Raw genomic sequence first — 23,975 nt, forward strand, 5'->3', positions numbered from 1 at the left:
TGTCGGTTGCGCGGCGGCCATTGTTAGAACACAGGCAATCAACTCCGACCCACCACCCCGGGCCCTCACTACTACTTTCCAAGGAGAAAACCATGACCCCCACCAGCCCGGCGACCATTGACCGCCCCGCTTCGACCCCCGCTTCGAAAACGGTGAAGACCACGACCGGCAGCTTCGCCACGATCCGTCCGCACCTCGAGGTCACCGGTACCCTCGGTGCTCGCTACGACGAGATCCTCACCCCTGACGCCCTCGAGTTTCTCGCCGAACTGCACGAACGCTTCGCCGGCACCCGCCACGATCTGCTGGCCACTCGTCTGAAGAACCGCGTGAACGCCGCCAACGGCCGCGACCCGAAATTCCTCGACGAGACCGCCGGCATCCGCTCTGACCCGAACTGGACCGTCGCCGGCGCCGGCCCCGGCCTCGAAGACCGTCGCGTGGAAATCACCGGCCCGACCGACCGCAAGATGGCCATCAACGCGCTCAACTCCGGCGCCAAGGTGTGGCTCGCCGACCAGGAAGACGCCACGAGCCCGACCTGGGCCAACGTCATCGAGGGCCAGATCTCGCTCTTCGACGCCGTGCGCGGTCAGCTCGACTTCACGAGCCCCGAGGGCAAGCACTACACCGTGACCGGCGACGCGAACGGCGGGGCCCCGACCATCGTGATGCGCCCTCGCGGCTGGCACCTGGTGGAAAAGAACGTGACCTTCGTCGACCGCGCCAACCACCGCATGGCCGCATCGGGCAGCATCATCGACTTCGGCCTGTACTTCTTCCACAACGCGAAGCGACAGATCGAGAACGGTCACGGCCCGTACTTCTACCTGCCGAAGCTCGAAAGCCACCAGGAAGCCCGCCTCTGGAACGACATCTTCTCGTACTCCGAGGAGCGCCTCGGCATCGATCACGGCACCATTCGCGCGACCGTGCTGATCGAGACGATCCACGCGGCCTTCGAGATGGAGGAGATTCTCTACGAGCTGCGCGATCACTGCGCCGGCCTGAACGCCGGCCGCTGGGACTACATCTTCTCGATCATCAAGACCTTCCGTGCCCGCGGCCGCCGCTTCGTGTTTCCCGACCGCAAGGAAATCACCATGACGGTGCCGTTCATGCGGGCGTACACCGAGCTGCTGGTGGCCACCTGCCACCGACGCGGGGCCTACGCGATCGGCGGGATGAGTGCTTTCATTCCCAACCGCCGCGACCCGGAGGTGACCGAACGCGCCCTCGCGCAGGTGTCGGCCGACAAGAAGCGCGAAGCCGGCGACGGCTTCGACGGCACCTGGGTGGCGCACCCCGACCTGATCGAGACCGCTCAGGCCGAGTTCGACGCCGTGCTCGGTGATCGCGCCAACCAGCTCGAGCGACTGCGGCCCGAGGTCAGCGTGACCGCCGCGCAGCTGCTCGACATCTCGACCGTCGGCGGCCAGATCACCGAGGCCGGCGTGCGCGGCAACGTGCTCATCGCGCTGCGCTACATCGAGTCCTGGTTGCGTGGCACCGGTGCCGCGGCGATCGACAACCTGATGGAGGACGCGGCCACGGCCGAGATCTCCCGCTCGCAGCTGTGGCAGTGGATCCACGAGAACTCGGTCACCGCCGAGGGCCGCCGGATCGACCTGCCGTGGGTGGAACAGGTGCTGGCCGAGGTGGTGTCCGGTCTTGACCGCACCCCCACGGATCGTTTCGACGACGCCCTCGAGGTGCTGCGCGACGCGGCGCTCTCGCCGGAATTCCCGACGTTCCTCACGGTCGGCGCGTACGCCCGCTTCTTCTAGAGCACCAGCTTCTCCGCGAAAGCGGGTGACTCGTCGGTCGGACACAATCCAACCGACGATTCACCCGCTTTCGCGGTTTGGCGCGGGTCAGGGGGTGGGGCGTTTGATCGCAGCGTAGGCGGCGAGGGCCGCTCGACGGGTCTCGCCGAGGTCGACGATCGGGGCCGGGTAGGCATCCGTTCCCCACTCCGTGATGTTCTGACGGATATATTCCTGATTCGGATCGAACTTTTTGGCCTGCAGTTCGGGGTTGAAGACCCGAAAATAGGGGGCCGCATCGGCACCGGATCCGGCGACCCACTGCCATCCGAAGGGGTTGCTCGCCGAGTCTGCATCGACCAGTGTGTCCCAGAACCACTGCTCGCCCTGGCGCCAATCGATCAAGAGATTCTTGATCAGGAATGAAGCCGTGACCATACGTACGCGGTTGTGCATGCTTCCGGTGCGCCAGAGCTCGCGCATGCCGGCGTCGACGAGTGCGAAGCCGGTGCGGCCCTGCTGCCAGGCCGAGAGCACCCGGTCATCGAGCGGCGGCCACGGGAAGGCGTCGTAGTCGCGCCGCAGGTTGACGGTCGCGAGGTCGGGGGTATGGAACAACACGTGCCAGGCGAATTCGCGCCAGCCGAGTTCGGTGAGAAAACGGATGCCGCTCGCCGCGGCACCGCCCGTGGCCGTGCGCTGCACCTTCTGGGTGGCATGCCAGACCTGATACGGGCTGATCTCGCCCCAGCGCAGGTGCGGCGAGAGCCTCGAGGTGGCCTCTTCGGCGGGGGCGTCGCGCTCGGTCGCGTAGCGGGGGAGGGTGTCGCGAAGAAACGCGTCGAGCAACTCGTGCGCGGCGGTCTCACCGGGAGTCCATGCGGCGCGCAGGCCACCCGCCCAGTCTGGCTTGGTCGGTTCGAGCGCCCAAGACGTGAGCGGCTCCGAGTCGACAGCACTCGACCAGCCGGTGAGCGCGAGGGGCGCCGGATAGGGTTCCCGCGGCGGCGGCCCGGCGTTGCAGGCCCGCCAGAATGGCGTGAACACCGAATAGGAGCCGCCGGCTCCGGTCATGATCGTCCACGGCTCGAAGAGCAGCGACCCGGCGAAGCTGTGGGCGAGTACCCCGGCGGCGCGCAGGTCGGTCTTGACTGCGGTGTCGACGGCGCGTTCGGCGGCGCCGTAGCGACGGTTCCAGAGCACGGCGCCGGCGTCGATGGATGCCGCCAGCTCGGTGATGACGGTGCCGGCGGCTCCCCGTCGCAGCACGAGCGGCACACCGAGACGCTCGAGCGATGCCGCGAGCGCGGTCAGGCTGCCGTGCAGCCACCAGCGTGCGGCCCCGCCGAGCGGTCGGATACCGGGGGACTGCTCGTCGAGCACGTAGACGGCGATGATCGGTGCGCCGTGTTCGGCGGCAGCGTTGAGCGCCGGGTGATCGGCAAGACGCAGATCGTCTCGAAACCAGACAATCGATGGGCGTGTGGTCAAGCGTGGCCTCCTGGGTCATATCCAGTCTGACTCATCTGTCTGACACTTCCCTACCGACACTAGACGCGTCTGTCTATGCGCAGGTCCCTTCATCGTCACTGAAGCCGGCATTCATAGAGCTCTGGGTGATAACGATCAATGATCAGGTTAATCATGCATATTTCAGCCATGAATGAACGGGCGTATTGCATACCGTGGGTACTGAGTGTGACCTTTACTGGGGTCGCGACCTGCACAGACAACTCTGTCTGTCCCGTCTACAGTCGAATCAACGGATCGCACACAATCGAGGACCATCAGGCCTGTCGGAGTTCAATCCGCACGAGCTCGATACCCCGTCGGACCCGGTGTCTCGAAAGGAATTTCTCATGAACACCCTTCTCAAAGGCGCCATTGCCGGAGTAGCCGGCATTGCACTCCTTCTCGGCGGAGCCGGCACCTTCGCCCTCTGGAATTCGTCGGCAACGGTCGCCGGCGGCACCATCGTCGCCGGGCAGCTGAAGGTTGCGAACAACCCGGCTGCGGGAGTCTGGACCGTCAACAACACCGTGACATCACTGGCCAGCTACCGGGCCGTACCCGGCGACGTCATGGTCTTCACCAAGACCATGGACATCACGGCCACCGGTGACAACCTGGTTGCCGACCTGGGACTTGCCGAAGCCGCCATCAGCCCGACCGTCAGCAGCACACCCGCTGACATTGCTCTCGCGGATTACCTCATCGAGGGAGCGGTGCTGACCGCAACGGGCTCCGGTATCAACACGGTAGCGGGTGTCACAACGATCACCGCGGGAACCGCCGGCATCAACGCGCAGCCCGTCACCGTCACCGCCACGATCACGTTCCCGAAGAGCACCACCGCCGGGTTCGAGAACGACACGATGCTCGGCTCGGTCAGCCTCGCCGGTATGGCCCTGACCCTCACCCAAAAGTAGTCAGCGCCCGCTCGATTGCCGGGCCGCTCCCACCGACCGGCGTGTCTGCCTTCCCCCGGGCAGGCACGCCTTCTTCCCTTAGAACAAGCACCACGCAACGACACGCCACGACGGAAAGGGCGGTGGTTTCCATGACTACTGGACGCCACTCGCCCGCCCGCCGTGGCTTTCGCTATGCCCTCTCGGCACGATCGATGCTGCTCTGCGCGGCGTTGCTCGCCCTCACCCTCTGCGTCGTGGTCGTCTCCTCCGGAGGCACCTACGCCCGGCTGAACTCACAGGTCTCGGCCCCGGTCGCGACGATCGCGAGCGGTACCGCGACGCTGACCGTTTCGGCGCTCACCCTGCCGAACGTGCCTCTGTATCCCGGACTCACCGTGGCCGCTCCCGTCACCGTCACCAATGTCGGCAACGTTCCCCTCGTCCTCTCGGTCAGTGCGCTCACCCCGCCGACCACGAGCACCCCGCTGTCCGCTTCCCTCAGCGTGGGCGTCGCCGTCATCGGCGTCGTCGGCTCAGCGCCGACGTGTTCCGCGACCGTGACCCCGGCCTGGACACAGACCTTTGCCACCGCCGCCAGGGGCGGCATCTCACCGACCCTGGCCACCGGCGCAGCGGCCATCCTGTGTGTTGCGGTCACCCTGGCCGCGAGCGCCCCGCTGAACAGCCAGGGGCACTCCGCCTCACAGTTCGCACTCGTCATCACCGGAATCCAGAACTGATCATGTTCCCACCCTGCCTCCGCCTCCGCCCCCGCACGATGCACGCGCTGCCGATCTGCGCGGCCGCCGTGGTCATCGCTCTCGCCGGCGCGGGTGCCGCTCAGGCGACCTGGTCGACCTCGGGCAGCACCACGGCATCCGTCGTCTCGGGAATGGTGGGCGTGTCCCAGTCGGGCTTCGACCAGCTCGCCATCGACTATTCGGCGAACGTGCTGTCGAGGGTGAAGCCGATCACCATCACCAACGGAAACGTACCGGCGACCTACACGGCCGTGCTCGGCGTCGCCTCGGCGTCGAGCTTCGCCTCGGCCGTTACCGTGCGCACCTGGCTGGCCGCCGCGAGCACCTGCGTTGCGGGCGTGAGCATTCCTGCCGGCGCGACAACCGGCACCTGGACCACGGGCACACAGCTCATCGACACGCTGGACGCCGGGGAATCCGCCTCGTACTGTGTGAGCACCACGCTGCCCAGCGCCGGCGTTGCCGCCTATGCGGGGCAGAGCCTGACCGGCCAGCTGAAGCTCAGCGCGGCGGTCGGTACCTCGGCCTGGACGATCGCGGTGCCGACCGTGACGGCCCGGCAGGCCCTGCCGGACACCACGGCACCGCCGACACCGGGCCGGCCCTGCATCGTCTCGGTGACGGATGCCTCGGTCACCATGCAGTGGAACGCCCCCGAATCCGGCACCCTCACCTACAAGATCTATCGAGGTACCGTCTTCGTCGGCCAGACGACCGCGACCACATTCACCGACACCGGACTCAGCGTCGGCACGACCTACAGCTACACGATCTCGGCATCCGATCTCGTACCCAACGAGTCCCTGCGGTCGTCGGCCGCCGTCACCACCACCGACGGGATGCCGTCGCCGAGTCAGTGGTACCAGGTGAAGAACGGCACCCTGTGCGTCGCCGGCGGCAGCGCCAGCGGCGACGCCCTCACCCTGCAGGTCTGCGACCCGGCGGCCGCCGGCCAGCGCTGGCAGTACGACACCTCGCGCTACAGCAACCGTTACTCGATTTACTCCCAGATCGCGCCGTCACTGGTCTGGGACCGTAACGGCGCGGTCGCCCGCACCAAGACGTACAACTCGAGCGACGTGGATCAACAGTGGGCCGGCAGCACGGCGGGCGACGGCCGCTACAGCTTCAGCAACGGGTCAGACGGAGCCTGCCTCTACGCTCCCGCGGCGACCACCGGCACCCAGCTGAAGCTGCAGACCTGCAGCAGCAGCGCCGCCCAGAAGTTCGTGCTCACGAGGGTGGGCTGATCATGGTCGCCATTCGTCATCACCCCGTCGGCCCGGTTGCCCGCGCCATTCTGGCCCTCGCCCTGGCCACCCTGCTCGCGCTCGCCGCCGCGGCCGCGCCCGCCGCGGCGGCCCCGATCGACCTGACCCTGAGCACCGACGGTGTGACCTTCTCCGAAGCCCCCGCCGACCTGTTCGAGGGCGGCCTGTTCGACGATCTCGGCCTGCTCATTCCCCGTGGTTCGGTGTCGGCGACGCTCTGGGTGAAGAACCCCACGGCTCGGCCGGCGTCGCTTCGCATCAGTACCCGTGACGTGGTCTTCTCCGACGCCGCGTTCGCCCAGGTCGTCACACTGTCGACCTGGAATTCCCGCACCGAGACCGCTGCGGCCACGACGCTGGCGGCCGTCGACGGATGCCGCGCGGCGATGCCGGCCGTCAGCCTGGCGGCCGGTGAGGTGGTGCGGCTCGTGGTGACGTTCACCATGGCCGACGCGACCGGGCTCGTCGGGCAGAACGGATTCGCAAGCCTGAACTTTCTCGTGACCATGCAGCAGCACACCGGAATGCCCCCGCAACCCGCGTGTGACGACGAGGGCGTGCTGGTGCCGGTGCTGACATCGCCGGCACCACGCGGCCCGGCCCTGATGGCACACCCGAGAAGCCTGTCGCAGACCGGCACGGAAACCGGGCCGCTCGTGGCTCTGGCCCTGGCTCTCGTGGGTGCGGGACTCGCCGTGACCGGGGCGGCAACCCGGGGCATCCGTTGCGCCAGACTGGTCGAGGGGAGGAATCATGACGAGCACCCGATCGACCAGGCCTAGCCGCGGCCTGGGCCACTACCTCGGAGTGGCGCTGAGCGCCGCCGCGCTGCTGCTCGTGCTCGCCCTCGCCGTGCTGCTCATCGTGGTGCCGAAGGTCGCCGGCGGCATCCCGCTCACCGTGCTGACCAGCTCGATGGAACCGGGCCTTCCGCCGGGAACCCTCATCGTCGTCGCGCCGGTCGACCCCGATACGCTGCGAATCGGTGAGGTGGCGACCTACCAGATTCACTCCGGCGAACCCGACGTGATCACGCACCGCATCACGCAGATCGTGTCAAGCTCAGGCGGCGACCGCAGCTTCGTCTTTCAGGGCGACAACAACAGCGATCCCGACGTCGAGGTGGTGCTGGCCGAGCAGATCCAGGGCCGTCTCTGGTACTCGGTGCCCTTCGTGGGATACGTCAACAACGCGGTCAACGGCGCCAACCAGGCCTGGCTCATGCCGCTCGGCGCCGGGCTGCTGTTTCTCTACGCCGGTTGGTCGATTGGGCGCGGCATCGCGGCCGGAGTGCGCACCCGACGCCGTCGGCGACGCCCCGCTCATCGCGCCGGACACCGCGTTGAGGTTTGTGAGGGACGGCGGCTACTCGCCGACCCGCAGCACGATCTTGCCGCGGGTATGTCCCTGCTCGATCTGCCGGTGCGCGGCCGCACCCTCGGCGAGGTCGAAAACCCGGTCGACGTGCACCCGAACAAGCCCCGCATCGAGCAGCTCGGAGATCTTCTCGAGGGTGTGCCGGTCGGAGGACACCCGGAAGCCCGTCGCCCGCACTCCGGCCGCCGCGGCGTCATCCAGCATGGTGGGCCAGCTGCCGGTCGGCGCGTTCACGAGCAGCCCGTCGGGCTTCAAGACGGCCAGGGAACGCGTGCCGGTGTTGTCGTGCACGTTGCCGATGAGGTCGATCACGCTGTCGAAGCCGCCGAGCTGTTCCTCGAACCGGCCCTCGGTGTAGTCGAAGACCTCGTCCGCACCGAGTTCGCGCAGAAAGTCCAGGTTGCGGGTCGACCCGGTCGCCGTGACGTGAGCGCCGTGGGCGTGGGCGAACTGCACCGCGAAATGGCCGACGCCGCCGCTGCCGGCGTGGATCAGCATCCGCTGCCCGTCGGCAGCCTGAGCGGTTTCGACGACCATTCCCCACGCCGTGAGCGCGGCGAGCGGCACGGCCGCGGCCTCAACGTGACTCAGCCGGGCCGGTTTGCGGGCCACGCTGAGGGCCGTGACGGCGACGTACTCGGCGAAGCTTCCGGCCGTGCGCGGAAACCGGGTCATGCCGTAGACGGCGTCGCCGGGCTGCAGGTGAAACGCGGGGTAGGGAGAAGTCACGACGACACCGCTGAAGTCGTAGCCGAGAGTGGCCGGGAAGGCGGCGATTTCTGACGCCGCACCCTTGCCGGCGCGCATCTTCGCGTCGATGGGGTTGACGCTCGCGGCCATGACGCGCACGGTGAGTTCATCAAAGATGGCCGAGGGGGTGGGCACGGAGGCCAGGTGCAGCTCGCCGGCATCGCCGATCTGGTCGATCACGAGGGCACGCATGGTCGTGGGCATCTCTCTGAAAGTCAACATGACCCCCAGTCTGGCGCATGCGCCATCGAGGTAACGGCTAGCGGTCGTGGTACGGGTCGTCGGGGCCGCCGTGGCGGTCACCCTCCGGCGCCCGGTGGGGTGCCGCGAGGCGCGCGGCACGTTCGGTCGCCTGACGGTTCAGGATCTCGATCAGGTCGTTGGCGAACCCGACGAGAATCGCGATCTGGTCTTCGTCGCGCTCGATCCAGCGAAATTCGGGCACGTCGTTCACGGGAACGAAGTTCTCGTGCTGTTCCCACACCAGCAGGGTGCGATCGGCGCCGAGCACATACTGCTGCCACCAGACCTGACGCAGGTAGTTGCGCGGAATGCTGCGCCAGGCCTTGCTCGTGGTCTTGATCTCGCAGAGCTCGAGGGTTCCCGCGGTTCCCGGGCCCACGCCGTCGGGGGTCGCCAAGTGGCGCGGCGCGTCGGCGGCGTGGAACAGGTTGGTGCTCGGCTCGATCCCGTAGTTCTGCAGAACCCAGTCCGCGATCACGGGCTCACGTGCCCGGCCATGGTCGGTGAAGGTGTTGCCGCCGAAGTTCGAGCGGTTCATCTTGTCGAATGCCGCGTTCTGCACGGACTTGGGAGTCGCGAGCTTCGCGACATCCGTGGCCGTGATGCCCTGATTACGGGCCCGCATCCAGGCCGCCCGATCGGTGGAATCGGCGACGATGCGCAGCGTGTGCGGGGCTATGAATGGCGGCGGCGCCGCGGGTGCCGGTGCGGAGCCCTCCAGGTCGAAGAGGGCGAGCAGAGTATGAGGCACTCCGCTATTCTCCCCCCGATGCCGAGGCTCGCGCGCCACCCGGCCCGGCGCGCCTGGACCCGTTGGCGACGAGCACGGACAATCGTTGCCTCAGCGTAACCTCGCCCCGCTACCGTGAAAGGACGCAAGCAAATGGGGGTCCGCCATGTCTCGTTCGATTCGACTCGCTCCGATTCGACTCGCTCGGATTCGATTAGTGCTGTCTGCTCGATTGGCGTTGTCTGGCGGTGCGCTCGCCGCCGTTCTGCTGCTGAGCGGATGCGGCGGCCCGGCCGCCCCGGGCGAGGTGCCGCCCGCCGCGCTGGTCAACGGAGTCGACTGTCAGGCGCCGAACCTGAGCGAGTCCGTGCTCGTGTACCCGTCGGCGCCGGGGCTGGCGACGGATGTCCCGCTGCACCCCGACGCTCCGGCCGCCGGTGACGTGCCGGCCGGCTTCGAGCCGGTCACACTCATCCGCTGCACCTTCATGGACACCGTTGAAGACGAACAGGGGCTCTGGTCGGCGGTCACCGTCGAGACGCTGACGGGAGACTTTGCGCGGCTGCTCACGGCGCTCGCCGAACCCGACGACGAACCCGGTTTCAACCAGGCTTGCACCGCCGACATGGAATTCGTGCCGGTCTTGTGGCTCGAGAATGCGGCCGGCGACGCCATGCGCGTCGCCTGGCCGATGACCTCCTGCAATAAGACCAAGCCCGCCACCCACGAGGTCGTCGACTCGTTTACGGTGACCGCGACCCAGAAGCTGCCGCTCGCCCTCATCACGACCCGGGAAGCCCTTGATGCCGGCTGTACCATGCAGGCCTCGATCCCGCTGTTCGGCGGCCTGCAGAATATCGAATACCCGCCGCTGGTCGACGCGAACGACGCGACACCCGGCAGCGCCCCGACCGCCTCAGCGGCCCCGGCCGCCGGAGAGTTGTGCCTCTATACGGTCGACCCTGGCGCCGGCGAACTCGAGCCCATCCCGGGCGCCGACGCCGAGATGCAGCAACAGCTGCAGGACTCCGCCGTATTCATCGTCAGCGGCAGCTTCGTGGGGGCGGCCCCGCTGCCGGCCGCGACGATCGCCCTGATCGAGGGCGCGGCATCCGGTGCCGGGGTGCCCGCCGTCGACTGCGACACGCTGGCGACCAGGTTCGGGCAGCTCGGATCCGCCGAAACCATCGCGCCGATCACCGTCGAGCTCGACGGCTGCGAGCGCGTGTTCGGCGCGACCGGAACCGCCTACGAGACCCCGGCCGAGCTCGCCGCGGCGCTCGCCGGCGTGTAGCCGAGGCTAGGCGACCTCTTTCAGCACGCCCTGCTTGATGTGCAGACGGCGCTGGGCGCGGGCGGCGACGGCCGTGTCGTGGGTGACCACGATCAGGGTCAGGCCGCGGTCGCGCCACAGCCCCTCGAGCAGCTCCATAATGTCGTCGCGGGTGTCCTCGTCGAGGTTTCCGGTGGGTTCGTCGGCCAGCAGCACGGTGGGTTCCTTCACGAGGGCGCGAGCGATCGCAACTCGCTGCTGCTGACCGCCGCTGAGTTCGGCCGGCAGGTGGGTGAGACGCTCGCCGAGGCCCACCGCGGCGAGCGCCTCGGCGGCCCGGGACTTGCGCTCGCTCGCCGAGATGCCGAGCGGTGCGAGGGCGGTCTCCACGTTCTCCTGCGCCGTGAGGGTCGGGATCAGGTTGAAGCCCTGAAACACGAAGCCGATCTCGGTCGCGCGAATCTTGCCGAGCTTGCCGTCGCCGAGCTTCGACAGGTTCGCGGTGCCGAGCTCGACGGTGCCGTCGGTGGGGCGGTCGAGGGCGCCGAGCATCTGCAGCAGGGTGGACTTGCCGCCGCCGGTCGGCCCCTGGATGGCGACCATCTGGCCGTCGGGAATCGAGACGCTCACGTTCTTGAGCGCGGTGACGGTGCGCTTGCCCTGCGAGTAGGTCTTGGTGACACTGGTCAGTTCGTACATGATGATCTCCTATATAGACGGGGTAGGCGGATGCCGCGGGGTTACGCGATGCTGCGCAGCGCCTCGGCGGGGCGCAGCGACGAGGCACGCCAGCCGCCGATCATGCCGGCAATGAGGCCGCCGAGCACCGACAGGCCGACCGCGAGCAGGATGACGGAGAAGGTGACCGGCACGCTCAGCAGAATGTCGCTGGTCGCCGCGGCCGTCGCCGCCTCGCCGAAGCCGCCGGGGCCGCCGCCACCCGGGCCGCCGAGGGCTTCGGTCGACGTGGCGGCGCCCGCCGTCAGGGTCGGAGCGACGAGGTTGATCACGAGGATTCCGGCGAGGCCGACCACGATGCCGACGGCACCACCGATCAGCCCCTGCACGAGGGATTCGCCGGCGACCTGGCGCACGATCTTGCCGTTCGACCAGCCGATCGCCTTGAGGGTGCCGAATTCGCGGGTACGGCGGGTGACGCCGCTGATGGTGAAGAGGATCGCGATCAGGAACGCGGCGGCGAGCACGATCAGGGAGAGCCACAGGCCAAGGTTCTTGACCAGGTCGGAGGCGCTCGAGAGCGAGCCGGACACGCTCGAGGCGAGGTCGGACTGGGTGTTGACGGTCGAGTCGGGCAGGGCCGTTTCGATGTCGGTCTGTACCTGATCGATCGCGGTCGATGAGTCGGCCTGCACGTAGATGTCGGAAACCTGGTCGGTCAGTCCCGAGAGGGTCTGGGCCACGTCGAGGGGAATATAGACGTTGGATGCGGTGGCCGCATCCGCCGTGGTGGCGGTCACGAGGCCGACGATCTCGAAGTCGGTGTCGGCAATCGTGACGGTGTCGCCGACGGCGAGCGAGGCGGTGGTCGCGTAGCTGGAGTCGAGCACGGCGACGTTGGTGCCGGCATCCGCCGCCGCGAGGGTGCGGCCCTCGGTGAGGGTCACGGCCGAGAGCGGGCCGACGGCCTCATCGGCGGGGTCGAGGCCGAGCACGGTGAAGGAGTCGACGCTGAAGGCGCTTCCGCCCGCACCGTCGGGGCCGCCGGCGGGGCGCTCGCCCGCGGCCGGCACCGTGCCGGTGGCTGAATCGGTCGAGTCGGTCTCGGCCATGTCGGGCACCTCGCCCGAAAAGCTCGTGTTGCTCAGCGAGAGTGTCGCGGCGGCAGCCGAGACGTTGTCGACGGTCGTGACGGTGTCGAGCGCGGAGGCGTCGAAGGTTGTGGTGCCGCGCTCTGCTTCGAGCCGGGACTGGCTGACGCTGGTTGTTCCGTCTGTGGTAGCGCCGTCATCGGCGCCAAAATCGAAGCGCTGCGGCCCGCCGGTGCCCTCGTCCCCCGCGGTCGGCGCCGTGGCTTCCTGGCTGACCGTGATGTCGGTGCCCACGCCGTAGACGGATTCGAGCACGGTGGCCTGGGCGTTCTGCACGCCCGCCGAGACCGCATTGACGATAATCACGAGTGCGATCGCCAGCGCCATGCCGATCGCGACGATGGCGGTCTGCTTGCGGCGGCCCGCGAGTTCCCGTCGGAGGTAGGTGATAAACATGGATGCTCCAGTTCCGGCGACCGAGCGAGTCAGGATCACCAGAACCGACGCTAGGGAGCCCGCCTATGCCGAAACTATGGGGAGTATAAGAGTCGGCTATGAATCATGAGCCCCACCAGCGCAGCGGATGCACCGGGCCGCCCCACAGCCAAGCCCAAGTCGATCCATAGTCGACTCATAGAAAAGGTGCCGATAATAGGGAACATGAGCACACGATCCGTTCCCCAGTCGGTCCATGGTCCGCGCCTGCACAAGGCCGACGGCAGCGCCATTCGCGTATTGGTCGTCGACGACGAGCCGACGCTGACCGATCTGCTCTCGATGGCCCTGCGCTACGAGGGCTGGGAGGTGCGCACCGCGGGGGAGGGGCGCCAGGCGCTCACCATCGCCCGCGAATTTCGACCGGATGCGATCGTGCTCGACATCATGCTGCCCGACATCGACGGCCTACAGGTGCTGCAGCGAGTGCGTGCCGACGGGTCCGAAACGCCGGTGCTGTTTCTCACCGCGAAGGACTCCCTCGACGACCGCATCGCGGGCCTCACGGCCGGCGGCGACGACTACGTCACCAAGCCGTTCAGCCTCGAAGAGGTCGTCGCCCGGCTGCGCGGCCTCATTCGCCGCTCGACCCTCGCCGTGGCGGAGTCGACCGACCCGCGCATCAGCGTCGGTGACCTCACGCTCGACGAGGACAGCTACGAGGTGTTCCGGGGCGAAACCCAGATCGAACTGACCGCGACCGAATTCGAGCTTCTGCGCTTTCTGATGCGCAATCCGCGCCGAGTGCTCAGCAAGGCGCAGATTCTCGACCGGGTGTGGAGCTACGATTTCGGCGGAAAATCATCCGTCGTCGAAATCTATATCTCCTACCTGCGCAAGAAGATCGACGCCGGCCGCGACCCCATGATCCACACCGTGCGCGGCGCCGGGTACATGCTCAAGACCGCGCAGTGACCACAACCAGCGCAGTGATCACAGCCAGCGCGGTGACCGCCGCTTCCGCCGCGCCGCGACCGCACCCCGCGCGCGCGCCCTGGACCCTGCGGCGCCGCCTCGTGCTCGCCGTCGTGGGGCTGCTCGCCCTGGTCAGCATCGTGATCGGCCTGATCAGCGTCGCGATTCTGCGCGCCAACCTGCTGACCGGCCTCGACAGCCAACTGCGCTCCGCGGCCGACCGCTCGGGTGCAGCCGTCGGTGACGGTGATGACCGCGGCGATTCCCTGCCCGGCTTCTTCGGCACGCCGACCGCCGACAACATCCTGAACGGCCCGGCTCAGCCTCCCGGCCTGCTGGCGCTGGTTTTCGACGGCACGACCATCACGACCGGCTACACGAATGACGAGACCGGCGAGATCGAGTCGCTGAGCGCCGCGCAGGTCGCCGAACTCGCCGAGCACGTTCGGGTCTCCACGCCGATGACCGTCGATCTGCGGGGCTCGCTCGGGCACTATCGGGTCATTGCGGAGACCTCACGCAGCGGGGTCGTCTACCTCGTCGGCCTGCCGCTCGCGACCGTCGACGGCACCGCAGCCCAACTCGCCGCGATCATCGGCTCCGTCTCGCTCGGCGGCCTGATCGGTGCGGCCGCCGTCGCCGCCTGGATCGTGCGCCTCGCGCTGCGCCCGCTGCAGCGGGTGACCGAGACCGCCGCGCGGGTGTCCCGGCTGCCCCTCGACCGCGGCGAGGTCTCCCTCGTCGACCGGGTCCCGGCCGCCGACACCGACCCACGCACCGAGGTCGGCCGGGTCGGCGCCGCACTCAACCGCATGCTCGACCACGTCGACCTCGCCCTCGAGACCCGGCAGGCCAGCGAACGCAAGGTGCGCCAGTTCGTAGCGGATGCCAGCCACGAGCTGCGTACGCCCCTCGCCTCCATCCGCGGCTATTCAGAGCTCACCAGGCGCAGCGGGCAGCAGTTGCCGCCCGACGCCCTGCACGCCCTCGGTCGCATCGAGTCAGAGTCGATCCGGATGACCGGCCTCGTCGAAGACCTGCTGTTGCTCGCCCGCCTCGACGAGGGCCGCGAGCTCGAGCAGAAGCCCGTCGACCTGACCATGCTGCTCGTCGACGCCGTGAGCGACGCCCACGCCGCCGGCCGCGACCACGTCTGGAACCTTGACCTGCCCGACGAGCCCGTCGAAGCCCTGGGCGACGCGCCCCGGCTGCACCAGGTCGTCGCGAACCTGCTCGCCAACGCCCGCGTGCACACCGACCCGGGCACCACGGTCGAGGTCGCGCTCGCCGCCGAGGCGACGGATGCCGGCCCCCGCGCGGTCATCACGATCACCGACAACGGCCCCGGCATTCAGGAAAACCTGCAGCAGACCCTGTTCGAGCGATTCGCCCGCGGGGACTCCTCGCGGTTTCGCGGCACCGGCAGTACGGGCCTCGGCCTGGCGATCGTGCAGGCCGTGGTCACCGCGCACCACGGTGAGGTCACCGTCGAGAGCGAACCGGGCCGCACCCGGTTCCGCGTGTCGCTGCCCCTGGCCTGACGCCGAGCCCGACGCTTCGGCCCGCGGGTCAGGGCGTGTTGAGCTTGGCGAGCAGGCGCGCGAGTTCGTGCAGATCCTCGGGCGTCCAGCTCGCGAGGCGGCGATGCACGATGGCCGTGTCACCGGCGCGCAGTTCCTCGAGTTTGGCCACGGCCAGCGGCGTGACGGCCAGAAAGTGCGCCCGGCCATCCGTTGGATCCGGCCGCGTCTCGAGCAGACCCAAACGGCAGAGCGGTTTGGTGTGCCGGCTGATCACGCTCTTGTCCACCGCGAGCAGGGCGGCGAGACCGCTCGCATGGGTCGGTCCGTTGCGCACCAGCAGGCGCAGAATCCGCAAACCAAAGGCCTGCAGTGAGGGATCGATGCGAGCCGCCGCCTCGCGCTGGCTGGCCCGAATGCTACCGGCGAGCACGTTTAGCTCTTCGACCACCTCGGTGATCATCGCGCTCGTCTCGGGCTTCTCTACGTCACTCTCGCTCACGACTTAACGCTAGGGCCTGGATCGACCACACGGATCGCCCCGGTCGGGTCGTTGCGGCCCACGGGCGTGAGGCCGACGGATGCCGTGCTCACGTCGATGAGGGTGTCCTCCATGTCGGCGAGCTCGCGCTGGGCCCTGGCCCTGGCATCCGCTGCCTGCTGCTGCCCTTCGGCGTGGGCGCGGGCGATCGCGGTCTTGCCGCCGAGCGGAATGTTCGGCAGCACGGCCACCATGATCACGGTGACGAGGGCCAGGGGCGCGCCGAGCAGAAAGACCGTGCCGGCGCCGGTTCCGTACGATGCCTCCACGATCACCCGAATCACCCCGGGCAGCTCGGAGATGTTGGGGATGGTTCCCGAGCCGAGAATGCTGCCGGCGGCGGTCTGCTGGGCCGGTTCGAGGGCGCCGACGCCCCGACGGATGCTGTCGGCCACGACCGTGCCGAGCACCGAACCGAGCACGGACACGCCGATCGTGCCGCCGAGGCTGCGAAAGAACGTGATGCCGCTCGTGGCCACGCCGAGAGTTTTCACGTCGATGGCGTTCTGCACCACGAGAACGAGATTCTGCATGAGTGAGCCGAGGCCGGCGCCGAGCACGAACATGTAGACGCCGACGAGAACCAGGTTGGTGGTGGAGGTGAGCGTGCCGAGCAGCAGCTGCCCGGCAACGACGAGCACGCTGCCCGAGACCATGATGGCCTTCCACTTTCCGGTGCGACTGATCAGCATGCCGAATGCCGTCGAGGAGACGAGAAAGCCGCCCATCATCGGGATGGTCAAGAGGCCCGATTCGGTCGGTGTCGCGCCCCGGGCCAGTTGCATGTACTGGCTGAGAAAGAGTGAGGTGCCGAAGAGGGAGACGCCCACCGAGATGCTCGCGACGGTCGCGATGCTGAAGGTGCGGTTGCGGAACATGGCCAGCGGAATGATGGGTTCGTCAACGGTCGCCTCGACGACGACGGCCGCGATCAGCAACAGCACGGCCCCGCCGACCATGATCAGCGTGGTGACGGATGCCCACTCAAAATTCGACCCGGCGAGCGTCACCCAGATCATCAGCAGCGACACCCCGCCGGCGATCAGCACCGCGCCCAGGTAGTCGATTTTCACGACCCGTTTGGCGCGCGTCGGCAGGCGCAGGGTGCGCTGCAGCAGCACAATGGCGACAATCGCCACGGGCAGAGCGATGAAGAAATTCCAACGCCAGCCGAAGGCATCCGTGATCACGCCGCCGATCAGCGGGCCGCCGACGGTGCCGAGCGCCATGACGGCCCCGAACAGGCCGGCGTACTTGCCGCGATCGCGCGGGCTGATGATGTCGGCCATGATGATCTGGCTGAGGGCGGCCAGTCCGCCGGCGCCGAGTCCCTGCAGCACGCGGAAGCCGATGAGGGTACCGGTGTCCTGCGAGAAGCCGGCGAGGGCCGACCCGAGAACGAAGATCACGAGCGAGAACTGGATGAGGAGTTTGCGGTTGAACAGGTCGGCGAACTTGCCCCAGATGGGCGTCGAGACCGTGGTCGCGAGCAGCGTCGCCGTGATCACCCAGGTATAAGAGGACTGCCCGCCCTCGAGGTCGGCGATGATCACGGGCAGTGAGGTGCTGACGACCGTCCCGGCGAGAATGGAGACGAACATGCCCAGCAGCAGGCCGGACAGGGCTTCGAGCACCTGCCGATGCGTCATGGTGCCGTCGGCCGCGATCGGCCGCTTTTCGCGTGACATGGGACTCCGATTTCTAATTGATAAGAGTCAACTATATAGAGATAGTAGACAGTTATCAACTAAAATATGGGAGACGGCTCGCTCGCTCGATTTGCGCTCGCGGATGCCATGACGTAATCTTTCTCGTAGCCACAGACCGCCGGTTGTCGCCTTGCCCAGAAATGAGCGAGGTGACCGAAGGTTCATTCACGTGAACGGCCCGCGCAGGTGTTCGAAGTTCAGTTACAGTCCTCGTGGATTGTTCCCCAAGCTCCGGCGCCCTGCGCTGGAGCTTTTTTCATGTCTGCTCCAGGGGCTACCCGGCACATGACACCATATTTTTAGGGAGCACCATGGCGAACAAGGAAGCAACGGTCGCCGAGCTTACGGAGAAATTCCAGAGCTCGACCGCCGTTCTGCTCACCGAGTACCGCGGTCTCACTGTTGCGCAGCTCAAGAGCCTGCGCGTCTCCATCAGTGAGGACGCCACGTACGCCGTGGTAAAGAACACGCTCACCAAGATTGCGGCCAACAACGCCGGCATCACCTCGTTCGACGAGGAACTTGTCGGTCCGTCCGCTATCGCCTTCGTGCACGGAGACCCCGTCGCCGTCGCGAAGACCCTGCGTTCCTTTACCAAGGCAAACCCCCTCCTGGTGGTTAAGGGCGGTTACTTTGACGGTAACCCGCTCACCGCAGCGGAGGTTGGCAAGCTTGCCGACCTCGAGTCCCGCGAGGTGCTGCTGGCCAAGCTGGCCGGCGCCTTCAAGGCATCGCTGTTCGGAGCCGCTTATCTCTTCCAGGCACCGCTGTCGAAGGCTGTTCGCACCATCGACGCGCTGCGTGAAAAGCAGGAGTCCGCTAACTAGGCACCTGCCTCGTTACGGTCAGATTTTCAAGAAACCAAATAGGAGTACATCATGGCAAAGCTTTCCACTGAAGACCTGCTTGAGCAGTTCAAGGGCCTGACCCTCATCGAGCTCTCCGAGTTCGTCAAGGCGTTCGAGGAGACCTTCGAGGTCACCGCAGCCGCTCCCGTCGCCGCTGCCGGAGCCGCTGGCCCCGCCGCTGCCGCTGAAGAGGTCGAAGAGCAGACCGCGTTCGACGTCATCCTTGACGCCGTCGGCGACAAGAAGATCCAGGTCATCAAGGTTGTGCGCGAGCTCACCAGCCTGGGCCTCGGCGAGGCCAAGGCCGTTGTCGATGGCGCGCCGAAGGCCGTCCTCGAGGGCGTTGCCAAGGATGCAGCCGAGAAGGCCAAGGCTTCCCTCGAAGCCGCTGGCGCCACCGTTACCCTCAAGTAATCCCTCCCCGAAAGGGGACGATTCGAGAGTTGCCGGCGTCTGCCTTGGGGCAGAACCTTGCACAGCACCACTGCGCAACAGAACAGGGCGTCATCCGCGAGGATGGCGCCCTGTTTGGTGTACCTCCGCCTGTGGAGCCGGTCAGGTGCGGGCGCGCGGGCCGCTCGTGCTGGCCCGCATCACGAGCCGTGGCGGCAGCTCGGTGAGTTCCCCGGCGGCGTGGTGATCGGTCGGGTTGTCCAGTTCAGCCAGCAGTGACACCACGGCGAGGCGCCCCTGCTCGCGCGGGTGCTGTTCCAGGGTTGTGAGCCGAAACATGTCGGCATACGGATGCCCGTCAATGCCGATCACCGAGAGATCGGCGGGCACGCTGATGCCCAGCTCCCGGGCCGCGACGATGATTCCGACGGCGATCTCATCACACGCGGCGAAGATGCCCGTGGGGCGGCGGCGCGGGTCGCCGAGCACCTCCATGCCGCGCTCGTAGCCGCCGGGCAGCGTGAATTCACTCGCGTAGAAGCATCCGTCGGTGGAGAGTCCCGCGTGCGTCATCGCCGACGTGAAGCCACGCAGCCGGTTGCTGTGCACCTCGAAGTCCATCTCGTCGACGAGCACCCCGCCCACGTGCACGATGTCCACATGACCGAGGCTCAGCAGGTGCTCGGTGGCCAGGCGGGCGGCCTCGACGTCGTCGATGGCGATGGTGTGCACCCCGCGGATCGGGCCGCCGATGCCGACCAGGGGGCGCCCCAGCCGGTGCAGTTGGTCGACCTCGGTCTCGCTGAGCGCGACTCCGACCGAGATGACCGCGTCGAAGCGCTTACGGGCCAGAAAATACTCGAAAATGCGGTCACGCTCGGGGCTCGCCGCCGGCAGGTTGTACAGGGTCATGTCGTAGCCCTGCTCGAGCAGGGCGATCTCGATGCCCTCGAGCACCTCGGCGAAGAACCACCGGTTGATGAAGGGAATGATGACCCCGACACTCTTGGTGCGCCCGGTCACGAGGCTCGCCGCGTTGGGCGAGACGACATAGCCGATCGTGCGGGCGGCGCTGACGACACGGGCTCGGGTCTCTTCTGAGACGTAGCCCTTGCCGCTCAGGGCGCGACTCGCGGTGGCCTTGGCGACGCTGGCGAGACGGGCGACATCCGCTATCGTGCTCACATCGGCCTCCCTCTCTGCATCCGTCATGCACAGAGTAGCGCCATTCCGCGATCTCTGGAATCGGTTCCATGAAGTTGTCTTGCAACGGATGTGCGTTCACGCAAGAAATCAGCGACTTGGGGGGATTGACTCCGAAGTTTGTCATTTCGTAACATTGGCGGGCTTGCGCGCCGGCAATGAGTGACGTACTTTATGTGTGGAACCGGTTCCCGAGTTCTGTCCCCTGCACTACCGCTTCGCAGCAGATCATCACTGCTGTCTACTGCTGATCACGAACACTCAATGAGGAGAAACCAGATGCGGTCATCGCTGCACCGTCGTATCATCACTCCGCTCGCCATCGCGGCGATCGCGGGTATCACTCTCGCCGGCTGCTCCGGCGGTCCCGGAGGCACCGACGCCGAGGCCGGCGCCGCGGGCGACGGGACGGTCACCATTTATGGTGGAATTTCCGACTTCGAAGCCGAACAGCTCGAAGAGTCCTGGGCCGATTGGGAAACAGATAACGACATCGACATCCAGTACGAAGCGTCGAAGGAGTTCGAGGCCCAGATCTCGATTCGCGCGCAGGGCGGCAACGCGCCCGACATCGCCATCATTCCGCAGCCCGGCCTGTTTGCCGACCTGGCCAGCCGCGACTTTCTGAAGCCCGCGCCGGCGGCCGTCGAAGCCAACGTCGACGAGTTCTGGTCCGAGGACTGGAAGGCCTACGGCACGGTTGACGACACGTTCTACGGGGCGCCGCTGATGGCCAGCCTCAAAGGCTACGTCTGGTATTCGCCGGCCAAGTTCGCTGAGTGGGGAGTCGAGGTCCCCGAGACCTTCGACGATCTGCTGGCGGTCACGAAGACCATCCAGGAGAAGACGGGAACAGCACCGTGGTGCGCCGGCTTCGGCTCCGGTGACGCCACCGGCTGGCCGGGTACAGACTGGGTCGAAGACCTCGTTCTGCGTCAGTCCGGTCCGGAGGTCTACGACCAGTGGGTCGCCAACGAGGTGCCGTTCACCGATCCGCAGATCGCGGAGGCGTTCGACGCCGTCGGTGAAATTCTGCTCAACCCGGCATATACGAACGCCACCTTCGGTGACGTCAAATCGATCAACAGCGTGCCGTTCGGTGACGTCGCGACCCCGATCGCCGAGGGTACCTGTGCCATGACGCACCAGGCTTCCTTCTTTGACGGCTTCATCACGGATGCCGGCGGCGAAGTCGGTCCCGACGGCGACGTGTGGGCGTTCATGACACCGCCCATCGAAGCGGGTGGGCAGACCGTCACCGGTGGTGGCGAGATCGTCGGCGCATTCTCCGATGACGCTGACACCCAGAAGGTGCTCGAGTACCTCTCCAGCGCCGAGTGGGCCAACACTCGCGTCGCTCTCGGTGGAGTTCTGAGTGCCAACTCCGGGCTCGACCCCGAGAACGCGACGAGCCCGATTCTGCAGGAATCGATCAAGATTCTGCAGGACCCGGACACAACCTTCCGCTTCGACGCGTCTGACGTGATGCCGGGAACGGTCGGCGCCGGTACGTTCTGGAAGGGCATCGTGTCCTGGATCAACGGCACACCGACATCCGAGGTCCTGACCAGTATTGAGTCCGGCTGGCCCTCAGAGTAGACCCGCACCCCACCGTGGGTCGCCCGCCCCGAAAAGCGGGCGGCCCACGCCCTGGCCGGCGGACTGCGCGAACCAGTCCCCGGCAGTGAACCGCTTCGTGTCACGAGGCGGCGGGCGATGACCCAGAGTCCATCGTTGAACTCGAAAGGTTTCAGATGTCCGAATTCTTTGCCTGGCTGGCGCAGCTGCCGCCTCTGGTACAGGTACCAATCATCGTCCTGGCTTTTGCCGCCGTGGTCGGGCTGGTGCTCTTCTTCGTCGAGATTGCGCCCCGCCCGGGGCGGATCTACACCGTCATCCGGCTGGCGGTCTGCATCGCGGCCCCGGTGCTGCTGCTCGCCGTCGGCGGATCCTACTGGTGGGCCATCGCCGGAGCGGCCGTGCTCGGCGGTCTCTTCTTTCTGCTCGACTATCGATCCCGCAAGGGTGCAGGTTATCTGTTCCAGCTGGTGGGTTTTCTCGCACCGGCCGTACTCCTGCTCGCGATCGGCTTGATCGTACCCACGATCTCCACCACCGTGCAGGCGTTCATGAACGCTCGCGGTGACCGTTTCGTGGGCTTGGAGAACTTCGCCTGGGTGTTCGGTCAGCCCGAGAACGTGCGCATCATCATCAACACCATCATCTGGGTGCTGATCGTTCCCGTTGTGTCCACCATCGCGGGTCTGGCCTACGCCGTCTTCATCGATAAGAGCCGCGGCGAGAAGTACTTCAAGACCCTGGTCTTTCTCCCGGTGGCGATATCTTTCGTGGGCGCCTCCATCATCTGGCGATTCGTCTACACGGCGCGTCCGGCAGATCAGGAACAGATCGGTCTTCTGAACCAGATTGTGGTCTGGTTCGGCGGTCAGCCGATCGACTTCATCGCCGAGTCGCCGTGGAACACCTTCTTTCTCATCGTCGTGCTCATCTGGGCGCAAACCGGCTTCGCCATGGTCGTGCTTTCTGCGGCCATCAAGGGCGTGCCGGTGGAGCAGATGGAGGCGGCGGAACTCGACGGAACCAACGGCTGGCAGCGGTTCACCAACGTGACGGTGCCGGGCATCCGCAGTGCGCTGATCGTCGTACTCACGACGATCTCGATCGTGTCGCTCAAGGTCTTCGACATCGTTCGAACCATGACGGGTGGCGCGAACGACACCAGCGTCGTCGCCAATGAGATGTACACCCAGTTCAAGAACTTCGAACTGGGCCGGTCGGCCGCATTCGCAGTGATCCTGTTCGTGTTGGTCGTGCCCATCGTTGTCTACAATGCTCGCCAGATCAAGAAGCAGAGGGAAATCCGATGACGGTCACACCCGCAAAAATCCCCCTCGACGAGGCTACGAAACGGCAACAGCGTCGAGGTGAACGCCGTACCGAGAATTCGGTCGCCAAGAACGCCAAGCGACGGCTCACGAGTCGGGGCGCAACCATTGCCGCCCTGGTCATCGCCGTGGTCTGGACCATCCCGACCCTGGGCCTGTTCATCTCCTCGTTCCGCCCCGCCCAGGAGGTGCGCACCACCGGGTGGTGGACCATCTTCCAGAATCCCGGCTTCACCCTCGACAACTACACGACGGCCCTCGCCGCCGGAAACAGCCAGCTCGACCTCGCGGGGTCGTTCGTCAACTCGCTCGCCATCACCATACCGGCGACCCTGATCCCGCTGATGATCGCCAGCATGGCCGCGTACGCGTTCGCCTGGATCGACTTTCGGGGCAAAGATATCCTCTTCATCGGCGTCTTTGCGCTGCAGATCGTGCCGATCCAAATGGCCCTCGTGCCGCTGCTGCTGTTCTTCTCGCAGGGAGAGTTCTTCGGATTCCCCTCGGTCGCACCGCTTGAGGCCGGCGGTTACGCTCAGGTGTGGATCGCCCACTCGATGTTCGCCCTGCCGCTGGCCATCTACCTGCTGCACAACTTCGTCTCGGAGATTCCGGCCGATGTCATCGAAGCGGCTCGCGTCGACGGCGCCGGGCATGCCCAGATCTTCTTCCGGATCGTGTTGCCGCTGAACATGCCGGCCATCGCGTCGATCGCCATCTTCCAGTTCATCTGGGTCTGGAACGACCTGCTGGTGGCGCTGATCTTCGCCGACGGTGCGGTCGCGCCCATGACCAAGCTGCTCGCGGAACTCTCCGGAGCCCGCGGACAGGACTGGTACCTGCTCACAGCGGCTGCGTTCCTCTCCATCCTGGTTCCGGTGATCGTCTTCCTGTCGCTGCAGCGGTACTTCGTGCGCGGTCTGCTGGCCGGCGCCACGAAGGGCTGACCCGCACGATCCCCGCGCCACCGTTTCGCGAGTGAGCAGTTGTGGCGCTTCCCGGCTCCGGGAAGCGCTGTGAAGCGCTGTGAAGCGCCACAACTGCTCACTCGCCAGCTGGGGGTGGGGCACGCGGAGCGGTGTCTCGGGTGCACC

Annotated in this window: 22 protein-coding genes and 1 pseudogene; 14 read left to right on the forward strand and 9 right to left on the reverse strand. The window is 66.8% G+C overall.

The window, feature by feature from the left end; genetic code table 11:
• The first annotated feature begins 92 nt into the window (after positions 1-92).
• Positions 93-1,787, forward strand: a complete 1,695-nt coding sequence (gene aceB / locus E3T55_RS03610; RefSeq protein WP_134518195.1) for a malate synthase A — start codon at positions 93-95, stop codon at positions 1,785-1,787.
• 87 nt (positions 1,788-1,874) lie between these two features.
• Here aceB and E3T55_RS03615 read toward each other — a convergent pair whose 3' ends face one another.
• The gene (locus E3T55_RS03615; protein ID WP_134518196.1) at positions 1,875-3,257 is read right to left on the reverse strand and encodes a cryptochrome/photolyase family protein; all 1,383 of its coding nucleotides are present in this window, start codon (positions 3,255-3,257) and stop codon (positions 1,875-1,877) included.
• Positions 3,258-3,625: 368 nt separating this feature from the next.
• On the opposite strand from E3T55_RS03615, the gene E3T55_RS03620 reads away from it, so the two are divergent.
• The 5 genes and pseudogenes from E3T55_RS03620 to E3T55_RS03640 all read left to right on the forward strand — a co-directional run.
• Positions 3,626-4,195, forward strand: coding sequence for an alternate-type signal peptide domain-containing protein (locus E3T55_RS03620; RefSeq protein WP_134518197.1), 570 nt, complete (start codon positions 3,626-3,628; stop codon positions 4,193-4,195).
• Between the two features lie 131 nt (positions 4,196-4,326).
• Positions 4,327-4,917 (forward strand): hypothetical protein, encoded by a 591-nt coding sequence (locus tag E3T55_RS03625; protein WP_134518198.1) that lies wholly within the window; start codon positions 4,327-4,329, stop codon positions 4,915-4,917.
• 2 nt (positions 4,918-4,919) lie between these two features.
• Positions 4,920-6,188, forward strand: a complete 1,269-nt coding sequence (locus E3T55_RS03630; protein ID WP_134518199.1) for an RICIN domain-containing protein — start codon at positions 4,920-4,922, stop codon at positions 6,186-6,188.
• A gap of 2 nt (positions 6,189-6,190) precedes the next feature.
• Positions 6,191-6,991, forward strand: coding sequence for a hypothetical protein (locus tag E3T55_RS03635; protein WP_134518200.1), 801 nt, complete (start codon positions 6,191-6,193; stop codon positions 6,989-6,991).
• Positions 6,963-7,361 (forward strand): annotated as a pseudogene (locus E3T55_RS03640) (signal peptidase I); the annotation flags it as partial. The gene E3T55_RS03635 and the pseudogene E3T55_RS03640, both read left to right, overlap by 29 nt.
• Here the strand turns inward: E3T55_RS03640 and E3T55_RS20680 are convergent.
• From E3T55_RS20680 to E3T55_RS03650, 3 genes are read right to left on the reverse strand one after another with little or no spacing between them, the layout of a single operon-like run.
• Positions 7,272-7,547, reverse strand: a complete 276-nt coding sequence (locus tag E3T55_RS20680) for a hypothetical protein (protein WP_241992836.1) — start codon at positions 7,545-7,547, stop codon at positions 7,272-7,274. The pseudogene E3T55_RS03640 and the gene E3T55_RS20680 overlap by 90 nt on opposite strands.
• A 27-nt stretch (positions 7,548-7,574) precedes the next feature.
• On the reverse strand, positions 7,575-8,558 hold the full coding sequence (locus E3T55_RS03645; RefSeq protein ID WP_241992837.1) for an NADP-dependent oxidoreductase: 984 nt from the start codon (positions 8,556-8,558) through the stop codon (positions 7,575-7,577).
• A gap of 37 nt (positions 8,559-8,595) precedes the next feature.
• Positions 8,596-9,330, reverse strand: coding sequence for a YqaJ viral recombinase family protein (locus tag E3T55_RS03650; RefSeq protein ID WP_420897964.1), 735 nt, complete (start codon positions 9,328-9,330; stop codon positions 8,596-8,598).
• A 211-nt stretch (positions 9,331-9,541) separates the two neighbouring features.
• Here E3T55_RS03650 and E3T55_RS03655 point away from each other — a divergent pair, with 211 nt between their 5' ends.
• On the forward strand, positions 9,542-10,603 hold the full coding sequence (locus E3T55_RS03655) for a hypothetical protein (protein ID WP_134518201.1): 1,062 nt from the start codon (positions 9,542-9,544) through the stop codon (positions 10,601-10,603).
• A gap of 6 nt (positions 10,604-10,609) precedes the next feature.
• Here E3T55_RS03655 and E3T55_RS03660 read toward each other — a convergent pair whose 3' ends face one another.
• Complete coding sequence (locus E3T55_RS03660) at positions 10,610-11,281, reverse strand: ABC transporter ATP-binding protein (RefSeq protein ID WP_134518202.1); 672 nt, start codon at positions 11,279-11,281, stop codon at positions 10,610-10,612.
• A gap of 41 nt (positions 11,282-11,322) precedes the next feature.
• Positions 11,323-12,807 carry an ABC transporter permease gene (locus tag E3T55_RS03665; protein WP_134518203.1) on the reverse strand — a complete coding sequence of 495 codons (1,485 nt, stop codon included), beginning with the start codon at positions 12,805-12,807 and terminating at the stop codon, positions 11,323-11,325.
• A gap of 204 nt (positions 12,808-13,011) precedes the next feature.
• Here E3T55_RS03665 and E3T55_RS03670 point away from each other — a divergent pair, with 204 nt between their 5' ends.
• Both E3T55_RS03670 and E3T55_RS03675 read left to right on the forward strand, forming a co-directional pair.
• The gene (locus tag E3T55_RS03670; RefSeq protein WP_134518204.1) at positions 13,012-13,761 is read left to right on the forward strand and encodes a response regulator transcription factor; all 750 of its coding nucleotides are present in this window, start codon (positions 13,012-13,014) and stop codon (positions 13,759-13,761) included.
• A gap of 14 nt (positions 13,762-13,775) precedes the next feature.
• A complete protein-coding gene (locus E3T55_RS03675; protein ID WP_241992838.1) occupies positions 13,776-15,302 on the forward strand; it encodes a sensor histidine kinase in 1,527 nt (508 codons plus the stop codon).
• A 28-nt stretch (positions 15,303-15,330) separates the two neighbouring features.
• Here E3T55_RS03675 and E3T55_RS03680 read toward each other — a convergent pair whose 3' ends face one another.
• Both E3T55_RS03680 and E3T55_RS03685 read right to left on the reverse strand, forming a co-directional pair.
• Positions 15,331-15,783 (reverse strand): MarR family winged helix-turn-helix transcriptional regulator, encoded by a 453-nt coding sequence (locus E3T55_RS03680; RefSeq protein ID WP_134518205.1) that lies wholly within the window; start codon positions 15,781-15,783, stop codon positions 15,331-15,333.
• A complete protein-coding gene (locus tag E3T55_RS03685) occupies positions 15,780-17,510 on the reverse strand; it encodes an MFS transporter (RefSeq protein ID WP_241992839.1) in 1,731 nt (576 codons plus the stop codon). The genes E3T55_RS03680 and E3T55_RS03685 overlap by 4 nt, the downstream gene beginning before the upstream one ends.
• Before the next feature lie 332 nt (positions 17,511-17,842).
• On the opposite strand from E3T55_RS03685, the gene rplJ reads away from it, so the two are divergent.
• Positions 17,843-18,358, forward strand: a complete 516-nt coding sequence (rplJ, locus tag E3T55_RS03690; RefSeq protein ID WP_134518206.1) for a 50S ribosomal protein L10 — start codon at positions 17,843-17,845, stop codon at positions 18,356-18,358.
• Positions 18,359-18,409: 51 nt separating this feature from the next.
• Positions 18,410-18,793 carry a 50S ribosomal protein L7/L12 gene (gene rplL, locus E3T55_RS03695; protein WP_119976452.1) on the forward strand — a complete coding sequence of 128 codons (384 nt, stop codon included), beginning with the start codon at positions 18,410-18,412 and terminating at the stop codon, positions 18,791-18,793.
• Positions 18,794-18,934: 141 nt separating this feature from the next.
• Here the strand turns inward: rplL and E3T55_RS03700 are convergent, their stop codons facing one another.
• Positions 18,935-19,984, reverse strand: coding sequence for a LacI family DNA-binding transcriptional regulator (locus E3T55_RS03700; RefSeq protein ID WP_241992840.1), 1,050 nt, complete (start codon positions 19,982-19,984; stop codon positions 18,935-18,937).
• A gap of 270 nt (positions 19,985-20,254) precedes the next feature.
• Here E3T55_RS03700 and E3T55_RS03705 point away from each other — a divergent pair, with 270 nt between their 5' ends.
• The 3 genes from E3T55_RS03705 to E3T55_RS03715 all read left to right on the forward strand — a co-directional run bounded on the left by E3T55_RS03705 (position 20,255) and on the right by E3T55_RS03715 (position 23,828).
• Positions 20,255-21,574, forward strand: coding sequence for an ABC transporter substrate-binding protein (locus E3T55_RS03705; RefSeq protein ID WP_134518207.1), 1,320 nt, complete (start codon positions 20,255-20,257; stop codon positions 21,572-21,574).
• Between the two features lie 155 nt (positions 21,575-21,729).
• On the forward strand, positions 21,730-22,863 hold the full coding sequence (locus tag E3T55_RS03710; RefSeq protein ID WP_134518208.1) for a carbohydrate ABC transporter permease: 1,134 nt from the start codon (positions 21,730-21,732) through the stop codon (positions 22,861-22,863).
• Positions 22,860-23,828 carry a carbohydrate ABC transporter permease gene (locus E3T55_RS03715; RefSeq protein WP_134518209.1) on the forward strand — a complete coding sequence of 323 codons (969 nt, stop codon included), beginning with the start codon at positions 22,860-22,862 and terminating at the stop codon, positions 23,826-23,828. The genes E3T55_RS03710 and E3T55_RS03715 overlap by 4 nt, the downstream gene beginning before the upstream one ends.
• The last annotated feature ends 147 nt before the right edge of the window (positions 23,829-23,975 follow it).

This window comes from Cryobacterium frigoriphilum (genome assembly GCF_004403305.1).
Taxonomy (GTDB): domain Bacteria; phylum Actinomycetota; class Actinomycetes; order Actinomycetales; family Microbacteriaceae; genus Cryobacterium; species Cryobacterium frigoriphilum.